Genomic DNA, 16,139 nt, shown 5'->3' on the forward strand with positions numbered 1-16,139 from the left:
TTCGAGTGAACCTGTGATTCACCCGAAAGCTATGGCCTGCACTTTCGAGCTGCCTGCAGTGCAGTTATGCCAGCGCTGTGAAGCTGCTGTGACTCGTGGCGATCCGAGCCGGAGGGTCAGTACTCGCCGTCGCCGTAGTCGTCGAGCGCGTCCAGGCCCGGCAGGTGCGGGGCGATCTGCGGCAGTTCGTCGATGCTGCCCAGGCCCATCCGCTCGAGGAAGTACGACGTCGTCCGGTACAGCAGCGCGCCGGACTCCGGGTCGGTGCCGGCGTCCTCGATCATGCCGCGGGCGGTGAGCGTGCGGACGACGGAGTCGACGTTGACGCCGCGGATCGCCGAGACCCGGGCGCGGGAGACCGGTTGCCGGTAGGCGATGACGGCGAGGGTCTCCAGGGCCGCCTGCGTGAGCCGCGCGGTCTGTCCCTCGAGCACGAAGCGGGAGACCAGCGGCGCGAACTCGCTGCGGGAGAAGAACCGCCAGCCGCCGGCCACGTTGCGCAGCTCGAAACCGCGGAGCGGCAGGCCGCTCGCCCCGTCGGGGCCGTACCCGTCGTACTCGGCGCGCAGCTGGGCGAGCAGGGTGCGGATGCGGTCGACCGGCAGCGCGAGCGCGGTCGCCAGCTCCAGGTCGCCGACCGGCTCGTCGACCACCATGAGCACGGCTTCCAGCGCGGCCTTCGCCCCGCCGGGCAGGGCGTCGACGTCGAGACCAGCACCGTCGAAGCCCGCGGCGGCGGGGACGCCGGTCGCGTCGGCATTTTCGTCGGCAGCGGCGGCGTCGACGACCGGGTCGACGCTCGTGTTCTCAGTCATCCTGTCCGTCCTCCTCGTGCTCTGTCTCCGCGTCGGTCGCCGCGTCACGCTCCCGACGCGCCCGCACGGCGGCCGCGACGTCGGCGTCCGTGACCCCGGTGTCCTCCCTCGCGTCGACGGTCCCGTCCGCGGGGTCGGCCGCCGTGCTGTCGGCGTCGTACTCCTCGGTCAGCGCCTCGGCGGACCAGTCGCTGTCCGGGGATCGCCAGTGCACGGTCAGCTCCCCGAGCGGACTGACCTGGTCGAAGCCGACCACCTGGTCCCGGTACATCTCCAGCAGCGCGAGGAAGCGGGCGACGACGACGAGCGTCGTGTCCGCGTCCGCGACCAGCGTCCGGAAGGAGGCGGCGCCGTGCTCCTGCAGCCGGGTCGCGAGGATCTCGGCCTGCTCCCGGACGCTGACCGCCGGGGCGTGCAGGTGCGTCAGCCCCACCTCGACCGGAACGGCCGGTTTCGGGGCCAGCGCCTTCGCGGCGAGCGCGGCGAAGTCCTCGGGCGTCGTCTTGAGGATCAGTTCGGGCAGCAGCGCCGCGAACTGCGGCTCGAGCGCGACGAGCCGGGGGTGGCGGCTGGACTCGGCGGACAGCCGCTCACCGATCAGCCGCGCGACCTCCTTGAACGCCCGGTACTGCAGCAGCCGGGCGAAGAGCAGGTCCCGCGCCTCGAGCAGAGCGACGTCCTCCTCGTTCTCCACCTCACCCGACGGCAGCAGCCGGGCGGCCTTGAGATCGAGCAGGGTCGCGGCGACGACGAGGAACTCGCTCGCCTCGTCCAGCGCCCAGTCCTGCCCCGTGGCCTGCAGCCGGCGGATGTACTCGACGAACTCGTCGGTGACGACGGCGAGCGCGATCTCGGTGATGTCGAGCTCGTGCTTGGAGATGAGGTTCAGCAGCAGGTCGAACGGGCCGGTGAAATTCTCGAGCCGGACGGTGAACCGGTCGGCGTCGCCGACGGGAACCGCGTCGGCACTGTGGCCCACTCCCTCGGCGTTCGCGGAGCCCGACGCGTCGACGGTCTGCTCAGCCACGGATGCTGCTCACGAGAGGTCAGGCGTGGTGCGGGCGGCTCAGGGAGCCCCGCCGCGGCTGATCAGTTCCTTGGCGAGGTTCCGGTACGACGCCGCCGCCTGGTGGTTGCCGGCGTACGCGGTGATCGGCTCGGCGGCCACGGTCGCGTCGGCGAACTTGATGGTCCGCTTGATCACCGTGTGGAACACCTTGTCGCCGAACGCGTCGACGAGCCGGGCGAGCACCTCGCGGGAGTGCAGGGTCCGCGCGTCGAACATCGTCGGCAGCACGCCGTCGATCTGCAGACCGGGGTTGAGCCGGTCCTGCACCTTCTCGATCGTCTCCACGAGCAGGGCGACGGCGCGCAGGGCGAAGAACTCGGCGGTGAGCGGGATGATGACGCCGTGCGCGGCGGTCAGCGCGTTGACGGTGAGCAGGCCGAGCGAGGGCTGGCAGTCGATCAGGACGACGTCGTAGTCGTCGGTGACCTTGCGCAGCGCGCCCTGCAGCAGCTGCTCGCGGGCCACCTCGTTGACGAGCTGGATCTCCGCGGCCGAGAGGTCGATGTTGGCGGGCAGCAGGTCCACGCCCTCGGTCTCCGTGTGCACGATGACGTCGTGGATGTCGACCTTGCGGTCGGTCAGCACGTTGTAGACCGTCAGGTCCACCTCGTACGGGTTGACGCCCATGCCCGCGGACAGCGCGCCCTGCGGGTCGAAGTCGACGAGCAGCACGCGCCGGCCGAGTTCGGCCAGGGAGGCACCGAGATTGATGGTCGAGGTGGTCTTGCCGACCCCACCCTTCTGGTTGACCATCGCGATGATCCGGGCGGGCCCGTGGGAGGACAGTTCCGGCGGTTCGGGGAACTCGATCGCCGGTCGCCCGGCGACGTCGAGCAGGGTGTCCTGCTTGCTCGTCACTGATCCATCACTCATCTCGAAAGTCGGCGTCCACGGCGATCCGCGTCATCACGCCGCACGCGTCCGGGCGGTTCTCGAGGGCGAATCGCCGGGCACGACGCGCGGACACGGTCCCGTGGTCAGGTTCCACCCCAGCGTACCGGTAGGTCGACGCACCCACCGGGCCGCAGGTTCAGGTGGAGGTTGAAGGCTGGGCGGGAGCCCTCGTGGCGGACGACGACGGCCCCCGTCCCGGGTCCACCGGGACGGGGGCTGTCGTGCGTGCCGACCGGGTCAGCGGGCGGAGCTGCCGGTGCCGGCGAGCCGGTCCGCCGCCGCCCCCTCGAGCGTGGGCTCGGCGGCGGGCTCGACGGAGCGGGCGCCGTCGTGCGTCGCGACCTCGCCGTGGGCGAGCATCGTCGACTCGTCGAACTTGTCCTGACCCGAGAGCACGCGGTCCACGCGGTCCAGGTCGATCTCGCCGACCCACTTGCCGATCAGCAGGGTGGCGACGGCGTTGCCGGTGAAGTTGGTCAGCGCGCGGGCCTCGGACATGAACTTGTCGATGCCGACGATGACACCCATGCCGCCGAGCAGGTCGGCGCGGTGCGCCTGCAGGCCGGCCGCGAGGGTGGCCAGGCCCGCACCGGTGACACCGGCCGCGCCCTTCGAGGCGATGATCATGAAGACGAGCAGGCCGATCTGCTCCCCCAGGTTCATCTGGATGCCCATCGCGTTGGCCACGAACAGGGACGCCATCGTCAGGTAGATCGCGGTGCCGTCGAGGTTGAAGGAGTAGCCGGTCGGGACGGTGACGCCGACGACGGGCTTGGAGACGCCCGCGTGCTCCATCTTCGCGATCAGGCGCGGAAGCGCGGTCTCGGAGGACGAGGTGGAGAAGATCAGCAGGTACTCGCGGCCGAGGTACTTCATCAGCTTGAGGATGCTCACCCCGGTGATGACCTTCAGCAGGGTGCCGAGGATGCCGAGGATGAAGACGGCGCAGGTGACGTAGAAGGCGGCCATCAGCAGGAACATGGCGCCGACCGCGGCCCAGCCCGTGCTGCCGACCACGGCGGCGATGGCGCCGAACGCGCCGATCGGGGCGACCCACATGATCATGGTCAGGATGCGGAACACGACGCCCTGGACGAGGGTCAGGCCGCGGATCAGCGGCTGGGCGGCGGGGCCCATCTGCTGCAGCGCGAAGCCGACGAGCAGCGCCACGAACAGCACCGGCAGCACCGGGATGGAGCCCGGGATGATGTCCATGAGGAACTGGACCGTGCCGTCGGTACCGCTCGCGCCGGCGGGCTTGTACGGCGTCAGGTGCAGGCCGGTGCCCGGGTGCACGAAGTTGCCCACCACGAGGCCGATCGCCAGGGCGAAGGTCGACATGACGAGGAAGTAGACGAGCGCGAGGCCGCCCACCTTGCCGACGGTCGCGGCCTTCGCGATCGAGCCGATGCCGAGCACGATGGTGCAGAAGATGACCGGGGCGATCATCATCTTGATGAGGTTGACGAACCCGTCACCGAGCGGCTTGAGGCTCTTGGCGAAGTCCGGGGCGATGAGCCCGACGGCCACGCCGAGCACCACCGCGGTGATGACGGCGATGTAGAGCCAGTGGGTGCGGTCCTTCTTCCGGGCCGGGGTGCCCGATGTGACGGCGGCGGCCGTCGCGTTCTCCGACATGGTGTCTCCTTCGACTTCTGCGGGACGGGATGAACGGGGTACTACTGGATGACTGAGAGCGCGAGCCGGACCGCCAGGTCCCGAGACGCTCGTCACAGGCTCCTCCTGCTCTCACTGTCCCATCGCTGTGATGACCGTCACGGGTTGTGGTCATACTGGTCGCGCGCTCGTCCGCAGCGCGCATCGTTCTCGTCGCAGTTGTCGTCGCCGGAGGTGGCCGTGCATCCGTGGAGCATCGCGCGACGCCTCTTCGTCGGGCAGCTGCTGTTCATCGTCTGCGCCACGGTCGTCGTCTCGTGGGTCGTCGTGACGCACAGCCGGGACACGCTCGCCACGCAGGCGGCCGACCGGATGAGCACGACGGCGGTCACCCTGGCGGACAGCCCCTTCGTCGCCGCCGGCCTGCACGGTGGTGCGGGCGCCGACCGGCTGCGCGCCTACACGCGTGACGTCACGGCCCACGCCCACCTCGACTTCATCACCGTGATGCGGCCGGACCGGACCCGCGTCACCCATCCGAATCCGGCGGAGATCGGCAGGCCGTACATCGGCACGGTCGACCCCGCGCTGCGCGGCGAGGTGTTCACCGAGACCTACACGGGCACCCTCGGCCCGTCGGTGCGCGCGATCGCGCCGATCCGCGACGCCGGCGGGACGGTGATCGGCATGGTCGCCGTCGGGCAGACCACCGCGTCCGTCGAGAGCACGGCGCTGCGCCAGGTGCCGCCCATCCTCGCGATCGCGGCCCTGTTCGCCGCCGCCGGGGCCATCGTCTCCGTCGGACTGAACCGGTACCTGCGGCGGGTCACCTTCGGGCAGGGACCGGAGCAGCTGGCCCGCATGGTCGTGGTGTTCGATGCGGCGCTGCACTCGGTGGACGACGGCCTCGTCCTGACCGACGACGCACAGCGGGTGCTCCTCTACAACGACGTCGCCGCGGACCTGCTCGGCCTGCCTCCGACCAGGGGCGATGCGCGTCCGGTGCCGCTGGCCGACGTGGCGCTGCCCGCCTCGATCGCCGAGCTCGTCCGCAGCGGGCGAGCGTGCGAGGACGAGGTGCACGTGGCCGGGTCCCGGATCCTCGTCGTGACCCAGCGGGACGCACTCCGCAGCGGACGCACCGGCCGGTTCCGCGGTTTCGGGCGCTCGGATCGTCGGATCGGCCGGATGCTGACGGTGCGCGACCACACCGAGCTCACCGCCATCGCCGGGGAGCTGCAGACCACGCGCACGCTCAGCGACGCGCTGCGCGCCCAGACCCACGAGCACGCCAACCAGCTGCACACCGTGCTGACCCTGCTCGAGCTCAGCCGGGCCCGGGAGGCGGCGGACCTGATCGCCGGGGAGCTCGCCGGGACCGCGGCCGTGGCCGGGTCGGCGGACCCGACGGTCGCCGCCGTCGTGCCCGAACCGCGGACGGGCGCGCTGCTCGCGGCGAAGGCGGCGCAGGGCCGCGAACGCGGCGTCGACGTCACCGTCGAGGCCGACGTCGGTTTCGACCCCACCGACCGGGAGGCCACCGCGCTGCTGACCGTGCTCGGCAACCTCATCGACAACGCGCTCGACGCCGCCGCCGGCGCCGAGCCGGCGGGCCGCTGGGTGCACGTGGCACTCGGCGGGGGCGACGGTCAACTGGAGGTGTCGGTGGCGGACGGCGCCGCGGCGCTGACTCCCGATGATGTGCAGCGCATCTTCACCCGGGGGTTCAGCACCAAGGCGCCGGCGGCGGGACAGCCCGTCGCCGCCGGTCGCGGCGTCGGGCTCGCCCTGGTCCGGCAGGCGGTCGCGTCCCTCGGCGGTGACGTCGACGTCGACGTGCGCGACGGCACCGTGTTCACCGTCGCGATCCCGCAGCGGGCGGCCGCCGACGCGTCCTCCCCTGCCGGGCCGGGCGGCAGGGCGCGGCTGGCATGAGTTCTCCCGACCTGCGGGTCCTCGTCGTCGAGGACGACCCGCTGACCGCGTCGCTGCACGGCGAGTACGTGCGCCGGGTGCCCGGCTTCGCCGTGGTCGGTACCGCCCACACCCGGCGGGACGCGGTCGCGTTCCTGCTGCCGGATGGTCCCCGAGCTCGGCCCGGCACGCAGCCTCCCGCCGACCTCGTGCTGATGGACATGAACCTGCCGGACGGGCACGGCCTGGCGATCTGCCGGATGCTCCGCGCGGCGGGGGCCGGGATCGACGTCCTCGCGATCACCGCGGCGACGGAGCTGCCGGTCGTGCGGGAGGCCATCGCGCTCGGCGTCGTCCAGTACCTCATCAAGCCCTTCGGTTTCGCGGCGTTCGAGGAGAAGCTGCACGCGTATGCGGCGTTCCGCGCGGCCCTCATCACGGGTGACGGCGACGGCATCACGACCCAGGACGCCGTCGACGCGGCCCTCACCCGGCTGCGCGGAACGAACGCTGCGGCCGGTAGCGCGGCGGGGGACGCACCGGCGCCGTCGTCGGCCCCGCCCTCCAGTGCGCCGTCGACGCTGCCGAAGGGCCTGTCGGAGGGCACGCTGTCCCAGGTCGCGGAGCTGCTCGCCGCCAGCGCTGAGCCCCTCTCGGCCGCGGAGGTGCACGCCGGCACCGGCATCTCCCGGGTCACCGCGCGGCGGTACCTGGAATACCTCGCGACCGTCGGCCGGGTCGAGAAGGAACCGCGGTACGGCACGCCCGGCCGCCCGGAGATGGGCTACCGCTGGCATCCGTGAGGTGAAGTCTCCGGTCGGTCGCGGCTTGGCCGTGTGGCGGTCCCGTCGCCGCCACCCTGAGCTTCGAGGCACCCCTCGTTGAGTCAGCCAGTTCGGCCCGGAAGACATGCTCAGAGAGCCCCGTATTCGGGCAGGTCCAGCTGACTCACGCGAGGACACACGAGGCCACGCTGAGTCCGCCGGTTCGGCCCTCCAGCCCCGGTCATTGACCACCACCTGCGGGCAGAAATGACCGACTCACGGCAGTCACTCCGCTCGCGCCCGCCCGAGAGAGCCGTTCATTCGTTGAGTCAGTCAGTTCTACCCGAAGGACGTACTCAAAGAGCCCCGTATTCGGGCAGGTCCAGCTAACTCACGTCCGGAAAGGGTGCGGCGGAGGCCGGTGGGTTCGGTCGGAGGGACGGGGTAGCGTCGATCGTGAGGCCCGGCACCGGGTCACACCCCTGACGAAGGAGATCCCGATGAGCGACCTTCCCGGCGATGTGCCCATGGAGGACCCCACGGCCGACGAGCTCGACCCGCAGGACGGCCGCGACTCGCAGCCCGTCGAGGGCGACTCGGACGACCCCGAGCTGGTCGACGACCCGCTGCGCGACGAGTCGACCCTCATGGATCAGGGTTTCGAGCCCGTCGACCCGGATCGGCCGGCCGAGCGCGACATCTGATCGCACGTCCGAGCTGGCGCCGTCGGCGGTGCTGCGGGAACGCGCGGCCGCGCCGTCGGCGATCCGGCGGGAACAGCCACGTCCGCCACGGCACCGTCGAGCGGGCCCGGCCGGTACCACCAGAACCAGCGACGTCGAGTGGTATGGCCGTTCCGGTCAGGCCCGCTCGGACGCTGTCCTGGGTTCCGGCCGCAGAACCGGCTGGAGCGCGTCGATGACGGCGGGATCCTCGATGGTCGACGGGACGACGTAGTCCTCTCCGTCGGCCATCTGCCGCATGGTCTTGCGCAGGATCTTGCCGGACCGGGTCTTGGGCAGGGCGTCGACCACGACGGCGGTGCGGAAGTCGGCCACCGGGCCGATCTCCTGGCGCACGAGGCCCACGAGTTGCCGCTGCAGGTCCTCGGGCTCGACGTCGACGCCCGACTTGAGCACGACGTAGGCGACCGCCTTCTGGCCCTTGAGGGCATCCGCGACCCCGATGACGGCGCACTCGGCGACGGCCGGGTGCGAACCGACCACCTGCTCGATCGCGCCCGTCGAGAGGCGGTGACCGGCCACGTTGATGACGTCGTCGGTGCGGCCCATGACGAAGAGGTAGCCGTCCTCGTCGCGGTAGCCGGAGTCACCGGTCGCGTAGAAGCCGGGGAACGCGGTCAGATAGGACGACACGTACCGCTCGTCGCTGCCCCACAGGGTGGTCAGCGTGCCCGGCGGCAGCGGCAGCCGGATGACGATGTTGCCCTCGTCGCCCGAGGCCTGCGGCGCGCCCGATCCGTCGACGATCTCGAGGTCGAACCCGGGCGCGGGCACGGTCGGCGAGCCCGGCTTGATCGGCAGGGCCTCGAGGCCACGGGGATTCACGCAGATCGCCCACCCCGTCTCCGTCTGCCACCAGTGATCGACCACGGGCACCTGCAGGTGCTCGGCCGCCCACCGGTAGGTGTCGGTGTCCAGCCGCTCCCCGGCGGCGAACAAGGTGCGCAGCGACGAGAGGTCGTGCTCGGCCAGCAACGACGCCTCCGGATCGGCCTTCCGGATGGCGCGCAGCGCCGTGGGCGCGGTGAAGAGGACGTCGACGCGGTGATCGTCGATGACTCGCCAGAAGGCTCCGGCGTCGGGGGTACCGACGGGCTTGCCCTCGTACAGGACGGTGGTCGCGCCCGCCAGCAGCGGCCCGTACACGATGTAGGAGTGCCCGACCACCCAGCCGACGTCCGAGGCAGTCCACATCACCTGGCCGGGCCCGACGTCGTAGATGTTGGCCATCGACCAGGTCAGCGCCACGCACGCGCCACCGGTGTCGCGCACGACACCCTTCGGCGTCCCGGTGGTGCCGGACGTGTAGAGGATGTAGAGAGGGTCGGTGGCCGCGACGGGGACCGGGTCGACCGCCGTGGCGCCGGCCATCTCCTCCGTCCAGGACAACCACGGCACGGCGTCGCCCGCTCCGTCCGAGCCGGCGCCGTCGAACTCCGACCGGTCGTGCGCGAAGCCGTCCCGCTCGGCCACGATCACCGCGCGCACCCGGTGCCCGCTCAACCGCAGGGCCTCGTCCACCGCCGGCAGGTACTCGACCCGACGATTCGGCTCGAGGCCGCCACTGGCGGTGACGATCACCGTCGGGGCCGCGTCCCTGACCCGGCTGGCGACCTCGCGGGGCGCGAAGCCGCCGAAGACCACCGAGTGGACCGCACCGATCCGGGCGCACGCGAGCATCGCGATGACGGCCTGCGGGATCATCGGCAGGTAGAGGATCACCCGGTCGCCCTGGTCGACCCCCTGCGCCCGCAGCACCCCGGCGAAGCGGCTCACCTCGTCCAGCAGGCGCGCATAGGTGAAGCTCTCGGTGGCGCCGAGCATGGCCGAGTCGTACACGAGCGCGGTCCGATCCCCGTGACCGGCAGCGACGTGACGGTCCAGCGCGTTGGCACACGCGTTCAGCCGGGCGTCCGGGAACCACCGGTAGAGCGGTGCCCGGGAGTCGTCGAGCGCACGGGTCGGAGGAACCTCCCACTCGACGCCGGCAGCCGCCTGCAGCCAGAACGATTTAGGGTCGGTCAGGCTCTTCTCGTACGCGCGCTGGTACGCCCCTGCAGTCACCGCGTGCCCCTCTGCTCGTCGGATGTGACGCAGCTCATGGTAGACGTCCGGACCGGCGAAGACCAGAGCTTTGTATACACATCGGAATGAACAGGCGGTGTCGAGCGCAATTTGGCGCATCTGTGTATACACTGGCGAAGGATGGCGCCGCGGCCACGACCGAGTCGACGGGCCGAACGACGCAACCGCGGTCGAGGAGAAGGGACGGTGCGATGGCCCAGCGAGCCAGCGATCTCGCCTACTTCCGGCTCCGCACCGAGATCGTCGACTGGCGGATGCCGCCCGGGACGACTCTCGCCGAGACGGAGCTCTCCGCCCGCCTCGGCGTCTCCCGCACCCCGATCCGCGAGGCCCTGGGACGACTCGTCGCGGACGGCCTCGCCGCTCCTCAGGGTGGCCGGGGTGTCACCGTCACCGATGTCTCCCTCGCGGACGCCCGCGATCTGTTCGACGTGCGCATCGCACTCGACGGGCGCGCTGCCGCCCTGGCCGCCCACCGGGCGGACCCGGCCGTCTTCGCCGGTCTGGCGGGTCGACTGCGGGCAGCGGCGGGCCTCCTCGCCGCGGTCGATGCCGGGGTGACCGGCGGCGCCGGTCACGCGGACGGCGCAGGCGAGGACGACGGCGCTGACGACGACGGTGTCAACAGCGACGACGGTCCGGACGACGACCGGACCGACGCCTACTACGACCTCGTCGGGCAGCTCGACGACGAGATCGACGACGCCGTCGCCAACCCGCATCTGCTCGAGGCGCAGCGCCGCCTGCGCACACAGCTGACCCGGCTGCGCCGGCTCGCCCGCGACAACCCGCACCGCCTCGCCGAGTCGGCGCTCGAACACGCCGCGATCGCCGACGCCATCGCCGCCGGCGACGCCGACCTCGCCGTCGCCGCCACCCGCGTCCACCTGGCCAACGCCCTGCGTGGCGTCACCGCGGCCATCACCGACGAGCCGCACGGCCCCACCGGCGTCCGGACCGAACCTGCCACCCGACTCACCTGACCCGACCCGACCACCCCGAACACCAGTCGAGAGGACCACCACCCGATGCAGACCCACCACGTGCGCGTGCACCGCAGCGAGGAGAACCTGCCCCGCGAGGAGCAGCTCGCCCACCTGATCGCCCAGGTCGCCGCCGACCCGGTCGCCGTCGACGACGAGGTCACCGCCATGGTGATCAACCGGATCATCGACAACGCCTCCGTCGCCATCGCCTCGCTGAACCGCGGCCCGATCGTCGCCGCCCGCGCGCAGGCCCTCACGCACCCGTCCTCCCGCGGCGGCAAGGGCGCCCTCCTCTTCGGCCTCGACGCCGCGGCCGAGCACCGCACCTCCCCCGAGTGGGCCGCCTGGGCCAACGGCGTCGCCGTGCGCGAGCTCGACTACCACGACACGTTCCTCGCCGCCGAGTACTCCCACCCGGGCGACAACATCCCGCCGATCCTCGCCGTCGCCCAGCACACCGGCCGCAACGGCGCCGACCTGATCCGCGGCATCGCCACCGGGTACGAGATCCAGGTCGACCTCGTCCGGGCCATCTGCCTGCACGCGCACAAGATCGACCACGTCGCCCACCTCGGGCCCTCCGCGGCGGCCGGCATCGGCACCCTGCTCGGCCTGGACGTCGAGACGATCTTCCAGGCCGTCGGCCAGGCGCTGCACACCACCACCGCCACCCGCCAGTCCCGCAAGGGCGAGATCTCCACGTGGAAGGCCCACGCGCCGGCTTTCGCCGGGAAGATGGCCGTCGAGGCCGTCGACCGGGCGATGCGCGGCCAGACCTCTCCCGTGCCGATCTACGAGGGCGAGGACGGCGTCATCGCCTGGCTGCTCGACGGACCGCAGGGCGCCTACGACGTGCCGCTGCCCGGCGCGGGTGAGGCGAAGCGCTCCATCCTGGACACCTACACCAAGGAGCACTCGGCCGAGTACCAGGCGCAGGCGTGGATCGACCTGGCCCGCAAGCTGCACCGCGAGCACCCCGAGCTGGTGGACCCGGCGAATGTCGCCTCCGTGCTGATCAAGACCAGCCACCACACCCACTACGTGATCGGCTCCGGCGCGAACGACCCGCAGAAGTACGACCCCACGGCGTCGCGCGAGACCCTGGACCACTCGATCCCGTACATCTTCACGGTCGCGCTGCAGGACGGCGCCTGGCACCACGTCGACTCCTACGCTCCCGAGCGTGCGGGCCGCCCGGACACCGTCGAGCTGTGGCGCAAGGTCACCACGACCGAAGATCCCGAGTGGACCCGCCGCTACCACTCCCTCGACATCGCCGAGAAGGCGTTCGGCGGTTCCGTGGAGATCACGCTGAACGACGGGCGGGTCATCACCGACGAGATCGCCGTCGCCGATGCGCACCCGCTCGGTGCGCGTCCCTTCGGCCGCGAGCAGTACGTCCAGAAGTTCCGCACGCTGGCCACCGGGCTCGTCGACGACGCCGAGATGGACCGCTTCCTCGACGCCGCCGCGCGCCTGCCGGAGCTGGGCGCCGGGGAGCTGGACGCCCTCAACATCCAGGCCGCCGACGGCGTCATCGACCTGGCCGCCGCCCCCACCGGCCTGTTCTGAGCCGGCCGCTCTCCATCGACCTGTTCTGAGAGAGAGAAGGACTTCCCATGCTGTACTCCACGACGACGCCGCAGGCCAAGCGGGCGACGCTGCGGGAGATGCTGGTGCCCGGTGCGGCCCGGCAGTTCCCCGGCGCGTTCAACCCGCTTTCCGCGCGGCTGATCGAGCAGAAGGGCTTCGACGGGGTCTACATCTCCGGCGCGGTCCTGGCCAACGACCTCGGCCTACCCGACATCGGGCTGACCACCCTCACCGAGGTCGCCACCCGCGCCGGGCAGATCGCCCGGATGACGGACCTGCCGGCCCTGGTCGACGCGGACACCGGCTTCGGTGAGCCGATGAACGTGGCCCGCACCGTGCAGGAACTCGAGAACGCAGGCCTCGCCGGCTGCCACATCGAGGACCAGATCAACCCGAAGCGCTGCGGCCACCTGGACGGGAAGGCCGTCGTCGACACGGAGACCGCCCTGAAGCGGATCAAGGCGGCCGCGGACGGGCGTCGCGACGAGAACTTCCTCATCATGGCGCGCACCGACATCCGGGCCCTGGACGCCGGGCCGGCCGGCCTGGCCGCCGCCGTCGAGCGGGCGAAGGCCCTCGTCGACGCCGGGGCTGACGCCATCTTCCCCGAGGCGATGGCCTCGGTCGAGGAGTTCGCGGCCATCTGCGAGGCCGTCGACGTGCCGGTGCTCGCGAACATGACGGAGTTCGGCAAGTCCGACCTCTTCACGCGCAGCGAGCTGGCCGACGCGGGCGTCGCGATGATCATCTACCCGGTGACCCTGCTGCGGATCGCCCTCGGGGCGGCCGAGCGGGCACTGGACACCCTCACCGCCGACGGGACGCAGGACGCCGCGGTCCCGGACATGGCCACGCGGGCCCGGCTGTACGATCTCGTTGACTACGAGGCGTACAACCGGTTCGACACGGGGGTCTTCAACTTCCAGGTCCCGGGGACGTCTGCCTCCGGGCCCACCACCACAGGAGGAATGCATGGCTGAGACCGACATCAAGAAGGGGCTCGCGGGCGTCGTCGTCGACACCACCGCCGTCTCGAAGGTCAACCCCGAGACCAACTCGCTGCTCTACCGCGGCTACCCGGTTCAGGAGCTGGCGGCGTCGTGCAGCTTCGAGCAGGTGGCCCTGCTGCTGTGGAACGGTGAGCTGCCGTCCGACGACGAGCTGGCCGAGTTCACCGCGTTCGAGCGTGCGCACCGCGCCCTCTCGCCCGAGCTGAAGCAGGTCATCGACGCCCTGCCGGACACCTGTCACCCGATGGACGTGTGCCGCACCGCCGCGTCGGTCCTCGGCGCGCAGGACCCGACGGCGGAGCACTCCTCGAAGGAGGCCAACCTCGCGAAGGCGAAGTCGCTGCTCGCGGCCATGCCGGCCGTCGTCGCCTACGACCAGCGGCGTCGCCGCGGTCAGGAGCTCGTCGAACCGCGTGAGGACCTGGGCTACTCGGCCAACTTCCTGTGGATGACGTTCGGCGAGGAGGCCGCGCAGCCTGTCGTCGACGCGTTCAACGTCTCGATGATCCTGTACGCCGAGCACTCCTTCAACGCCTCGACGTTCACGGCACGCGTCATCACCTCGACCCTGTCGGACCTGCACTCCGCGGTCGTCGGCGCGATCGGCGCGCTGAAGGGCCCGCTGCACGGTGGCGCCAACGAGGCCGTCATGCACACCTTCGACGAGATCGGCATCCGCCAGGAGGAGACCGCCGAGGAGGCCGAGGCGCGCGCGAAGGCGTGGATGGACGACGCCCTGGCGCAGAAGAAGAAGGTCATGGGCTTCGGGCACCGCGTCTACAAGAACGGTGACTCGCGCGTGCCCACCATGAAGGCCGCGCTCGACGCGATGATCGAGCACTACGACCGGCCCGAGGTCCTCGGCCTCTACAACGGGCTCGAGAAGTCGATGGGCGAGGCGAAGAACATCAAGCCGAACCTCGACTACCCGGCCGGCCCCGCGTATCACCTGATGGGCTTCGACACCCCGACGTTCACGCCGCTGTTTGTCGCCTCCCGGATCTCCGGGTGGACCGCCCACATCATGGAGCAGCTCGAGGCCAACGCGCTGATCCGTCCGCTGAGCGAGTACAACGGTCCGGACGAGCGTCACCTGAGCTGAGTCTCGTCCCTCCGACGGCGACGGCCGGTGGTCACCCGTGTCGGGTGGCCCCCGGCCGTCGGCGTTCCGGCACGCCGTTCCGGGCCGCCCGGCGGCGGCCGCGGCGCTGCTCCCGCCGCAGGTCGAACCGGTAGTGGTCGAAGTCGACCTCCATGGTGTGTCGCGGCGAGCGGTAGAAGCGGCGCTTGGCGATCCGGTCGTCGGCACGCAGTTCGGTGCGGATGGTGTCGGCGTCCGGCAGCGCCGCGGCCCCGCTGACCAGGTCCGCGATCCAGGCGCCCTGGGCCTCGGCCAGCGGCATCACCGCCCCGACCGGCTGCAGCAGCCCGACGAAGTACAGGCCCGGCAGGTCCGGGTGGATCACCCGCTTCCACAGCGGCAGGTCGTTGTCCTGCACCGTCAGGAGGTCGTCGTCGAGAAAGGGGAAGGAGACCCGGTAGCCGGTTGCCCAGATGATCAGGTCCGCCGGGACGCGGCTGCCGTCGACGAAGACGACGTCGCGCCCGTCGAACCGCGCGATGCCGGGACGCGGGGTGAGGCGCCCGGACCGGAGCGCCGCCCGGATGCCCTCGGACTGGACGGGGTGGGACTGGCCCGGGGCGTGACCCGGCCGGGGCAGGCCGAGCCGGGCGGTGTCACCGGACAGCAGGGCGCCGACGCGCAGGCGGGCACGCGTCGCCCACCACGGCATCCAGCCCGGGAGGGCGATCTGATCCGAGGGACGGCCCAGCAGGAACTTGCGCAACACCCACTCACCGCGTCGCTGGGAGATCGTGGCGGAGCGGCCGACGCGCGCGGCGGCCACCGCGATGTCCATCGCCGAGTTGCCGGAGCCGACCACGACGACGTCGCGTCCGGCCAGCTGCTCGGCGCTGCGGTACTCGTGGGAGTGCATCTGCTCGCCGTCGAACGTGCCCGGATACGCCGGATCGGGCCAGCGGGCGTCCCAGTGATGCCCGTTGGCCACGACGACGGCGTCGAACCGCTCCGTGCGGGCGGCGTCACCGGCTGATTCGCCGTGCGTCCGGATCGTGACGTCCCAGCCGCCGACGGCGGGGCGGACGTGCTCGACCGTCGTTCCGAAGGTGATCCGGTCACGGAGGCGGAAGTGGTCGGCATAGGCCGCGAAGTAGGCGGCGACCTGGTGGTGCATCGCGTACGGCGGGTAGTCCGCGGGCATCGGGAAGTCCGAGAACGCCATCCGTGGGCACGAGGTGTTGATCTCCAGGCTGTCGTAGCAGGCGGAGCGGCCGTTGGTGTTGCGGTAGACCCAGTTCCCGCCGATCACGGAGCCCTGTTCGTAGCAGGCGAACGGGATCCGGGCCGCCGCCAGTGCCTTGATCGTCGTCAAACCGCAGCAGCCGGCCCCGATGACGCACACGCGGGGCAGTGAGGGATCGGGTTCCGGCGGCACGAGCGCTGCGCGTACGACGTGGCGACGTGGCGTCGATGACACGGCCATGAGGCCATTGAACACCCGCCACCGGCCGACGGCGACCGGTCCGCCACCGACCTCCGGGTGCCGCTCTGGGCGGGACCCGGAAGGT

13 protein-coding genes are annotated in these 16,139 nt (G+C 71.4%); 7 read left to right on the forward strand and 6 right to left on the reverse strand.

From position 1 onward, the window contains the following. Positions 1–116: 116 nt before the first annotated feature. The 4 genes from scpB to V6N00_RS04165 all read right to left on the reverse strand — a co-directional run bounded on the left by scpB (position 117) and on the right by V6N00_RS04165 (position 4,416). The gene (gene scpB, locus V6N00_RS04150) at positions 117–815 is read right to left on the reverse strand and encodes an SMC-Scp complex subunit ScpB (protein WP_334230829.1); all 699 of its coding nucleotides are present in this window, start codon (positions 813–815) and stop codon (positions 117–119) included. Continuing rightward, positions 808–1,794 carry a segregation and condensation protein A gene (locus tag V6N00_RS04155; RefSeq protein ID WP_334231184.1) on the reverse strand — a complete coding sequence of 329 codons (987 nt, stop codon included), beginning with the start codon at positions 1,792–1,794 and terminating at the stop codon, positions 808–810. The genes scpB and V6N00_RS04155 overlap by 8 nt, the downstream gene beginning before the upstream one ends. 87 nt (positions 1,795–1,881) lie before the next feature. Further along, complete coding sequence (locus V6N00_RS04160) at positions 1,882–2,757, reverse strand: ParA family protein (RefSeq protein WP_334230830.1); 876 nt, start codon at positions 2,755–2,757, stop codon at positions 1,882–1,884. 258 nt (positions 2,758–3,015) lie between these two features. Next, positions 3,016–4,416, reverse strand: coding sequence for a cation:dicarboxylate symporter family transporter (locus tag V6N00_RS04165; protein WP_334230831.1), 1,401 nt, complete (start codon positions 4,414–4,416; stop codon positions 3,016–3,018). 219 nt (positions 4,417–4,635) lie between these two features. Between V6N00_RS04165 and V6N00_RS04170 the strand changes: the two genes are divergently transcribed. From V6N00_RS04170 to V6N00_RS04180, 3 genes are all read left to right on the forward strand, one after another. Further along, positions 4,636–6,330, forward strand: coding sequence for a sensor histidine kinase (locus V6N00_RS04170; RefSeq protein WP_334230832.1), 1,695 nt, complete (start codon positions 4,636–4,638; stop codon positions 6,328–6,330). After that, on the forward strand, positions 6,327–7,112 hold the full coding sequence (locus tag V6N00_RS04175; RefSeq protein WP_334230833.1) for a response regulator: 786 nt from the start codon (positions 6,327–6,329) through the stop codon (positions 7,110–7,112). The genes V6N00_RS04170 and V6N00_RS04175 overlap by 4 nt, the downstream gene beginning before the upstream one ends. A 461-nt stretch (positions 7,113–7,573) precedes the next feature. Next, on the forward strand, positions 7,574–7,777 hold the full coding sequence (locus V6N00_RS04180; protein ID WP_334230834.1) for a hypothetical protein: 204 nt from the start codon (positions 7,574–7,576) through the stop codon (positions 7,775–7,777). Positions 7,778–7,933: 156 nt separating this feature from the next. Here the strand turns inward: V6N00_RS04180 and V6N00_RS04185 are convergent, their stop codons facing one another. After that, positions 7,934–9,880, reverse strand: a complete 1,947-nt coding sequence (locus V6N00_RS04185; protein WP_334230835.1) for an AMP-binding protein — start codon at positions 9,878–9,880, stop codon at positions 7,934–7,936. A gap of 212 nt (positions 9,881–10,092) precedes the next feature. Here V6N00_RS04185 and V6N00_RS04190 point away from each other — a divergent pair, with 212 nt between their 5' ends. The 4 genes from V6N00_RS04190 to V6N00_RS04205 are packed head-to-tail and all read left to right on the forward strand — an operon-like array spanning position 10,093 to position 14,592. Next, a complete protein-coding gene (locus V6N00_RS04190) occupies positions 10,093–10,884 on the forward strand; it encodes a GntR family transcriptional regulator (RefSeq protein WP_334230836.1) in 792 nt (263 codons plus the stop codon). Between the two features lie 45 nt (positions 10,885–10,929). Further along, positions 10,930–12,459: an MmgE/PrpD family protein gene (locus tag V6N00_RS04195; protein WP_334230837.1), complete on the forward strand. Its 1,530-nt coding sequence runs from the start codon at positions 10,930–10,932 to the stop codon at positions 12,457–12,459. Between the two features lie 47 nt (positions 12,460–12,506). Further along, the gene (gene prpB, locus V6N00_RS04200) at positions 12,507–13,460 is read left to right on the forward strand and encodes a methylisocitrate lyase (protein WP_334230838.1); all 954 of its coding nucleotides are present in this window, start codon (positions 12,507–12,509) and stop codon (positions 13,458–13,460) included. Then, on the forward strand, positions 13,453–14,592 hold the full coding sequence (locus V6N00_RS04205; RefSeq protein WP_334230839.1) for a bifunctional 2-methylcitrate synthase/citrate synthase: 1,140 nt from the start codon (positions 13,453–13,455) through the stop codon (positions 14,590–14,592). The genes prpB and V6N00_RS04205 overlap by 8 nt, the downstream gene beginning before the upstream one ends. Before the next feature lie 31 nt (positions 14,593–14,623). On the opposite strand, the gene V6N00_RS04210 is transcribed toward V6N00_RS04205, so the two are convergent. Further along, a complete protein-coding gene (locus V6N00_RS04210) occupies positions 14,624–15,973 on the reverse strand; it encodes a flavin-containing monooxygenase (RefSeq protein WP_334230840.1) in 1,350 nt (449 codons plus the stop codon). Positions 15,974–16,139: the final 166 nt, after the last annotated feature.

Source organism: Tersicoccus mangrovi (assembly GCF_036881825.1).
Taxonomy (GTDB): Bacteria; Actinomycetota; Actinomycetes; order Actinomycetales; family Micrococcaceae; genus Tersicoccus; species Tersicoccus mangrovi.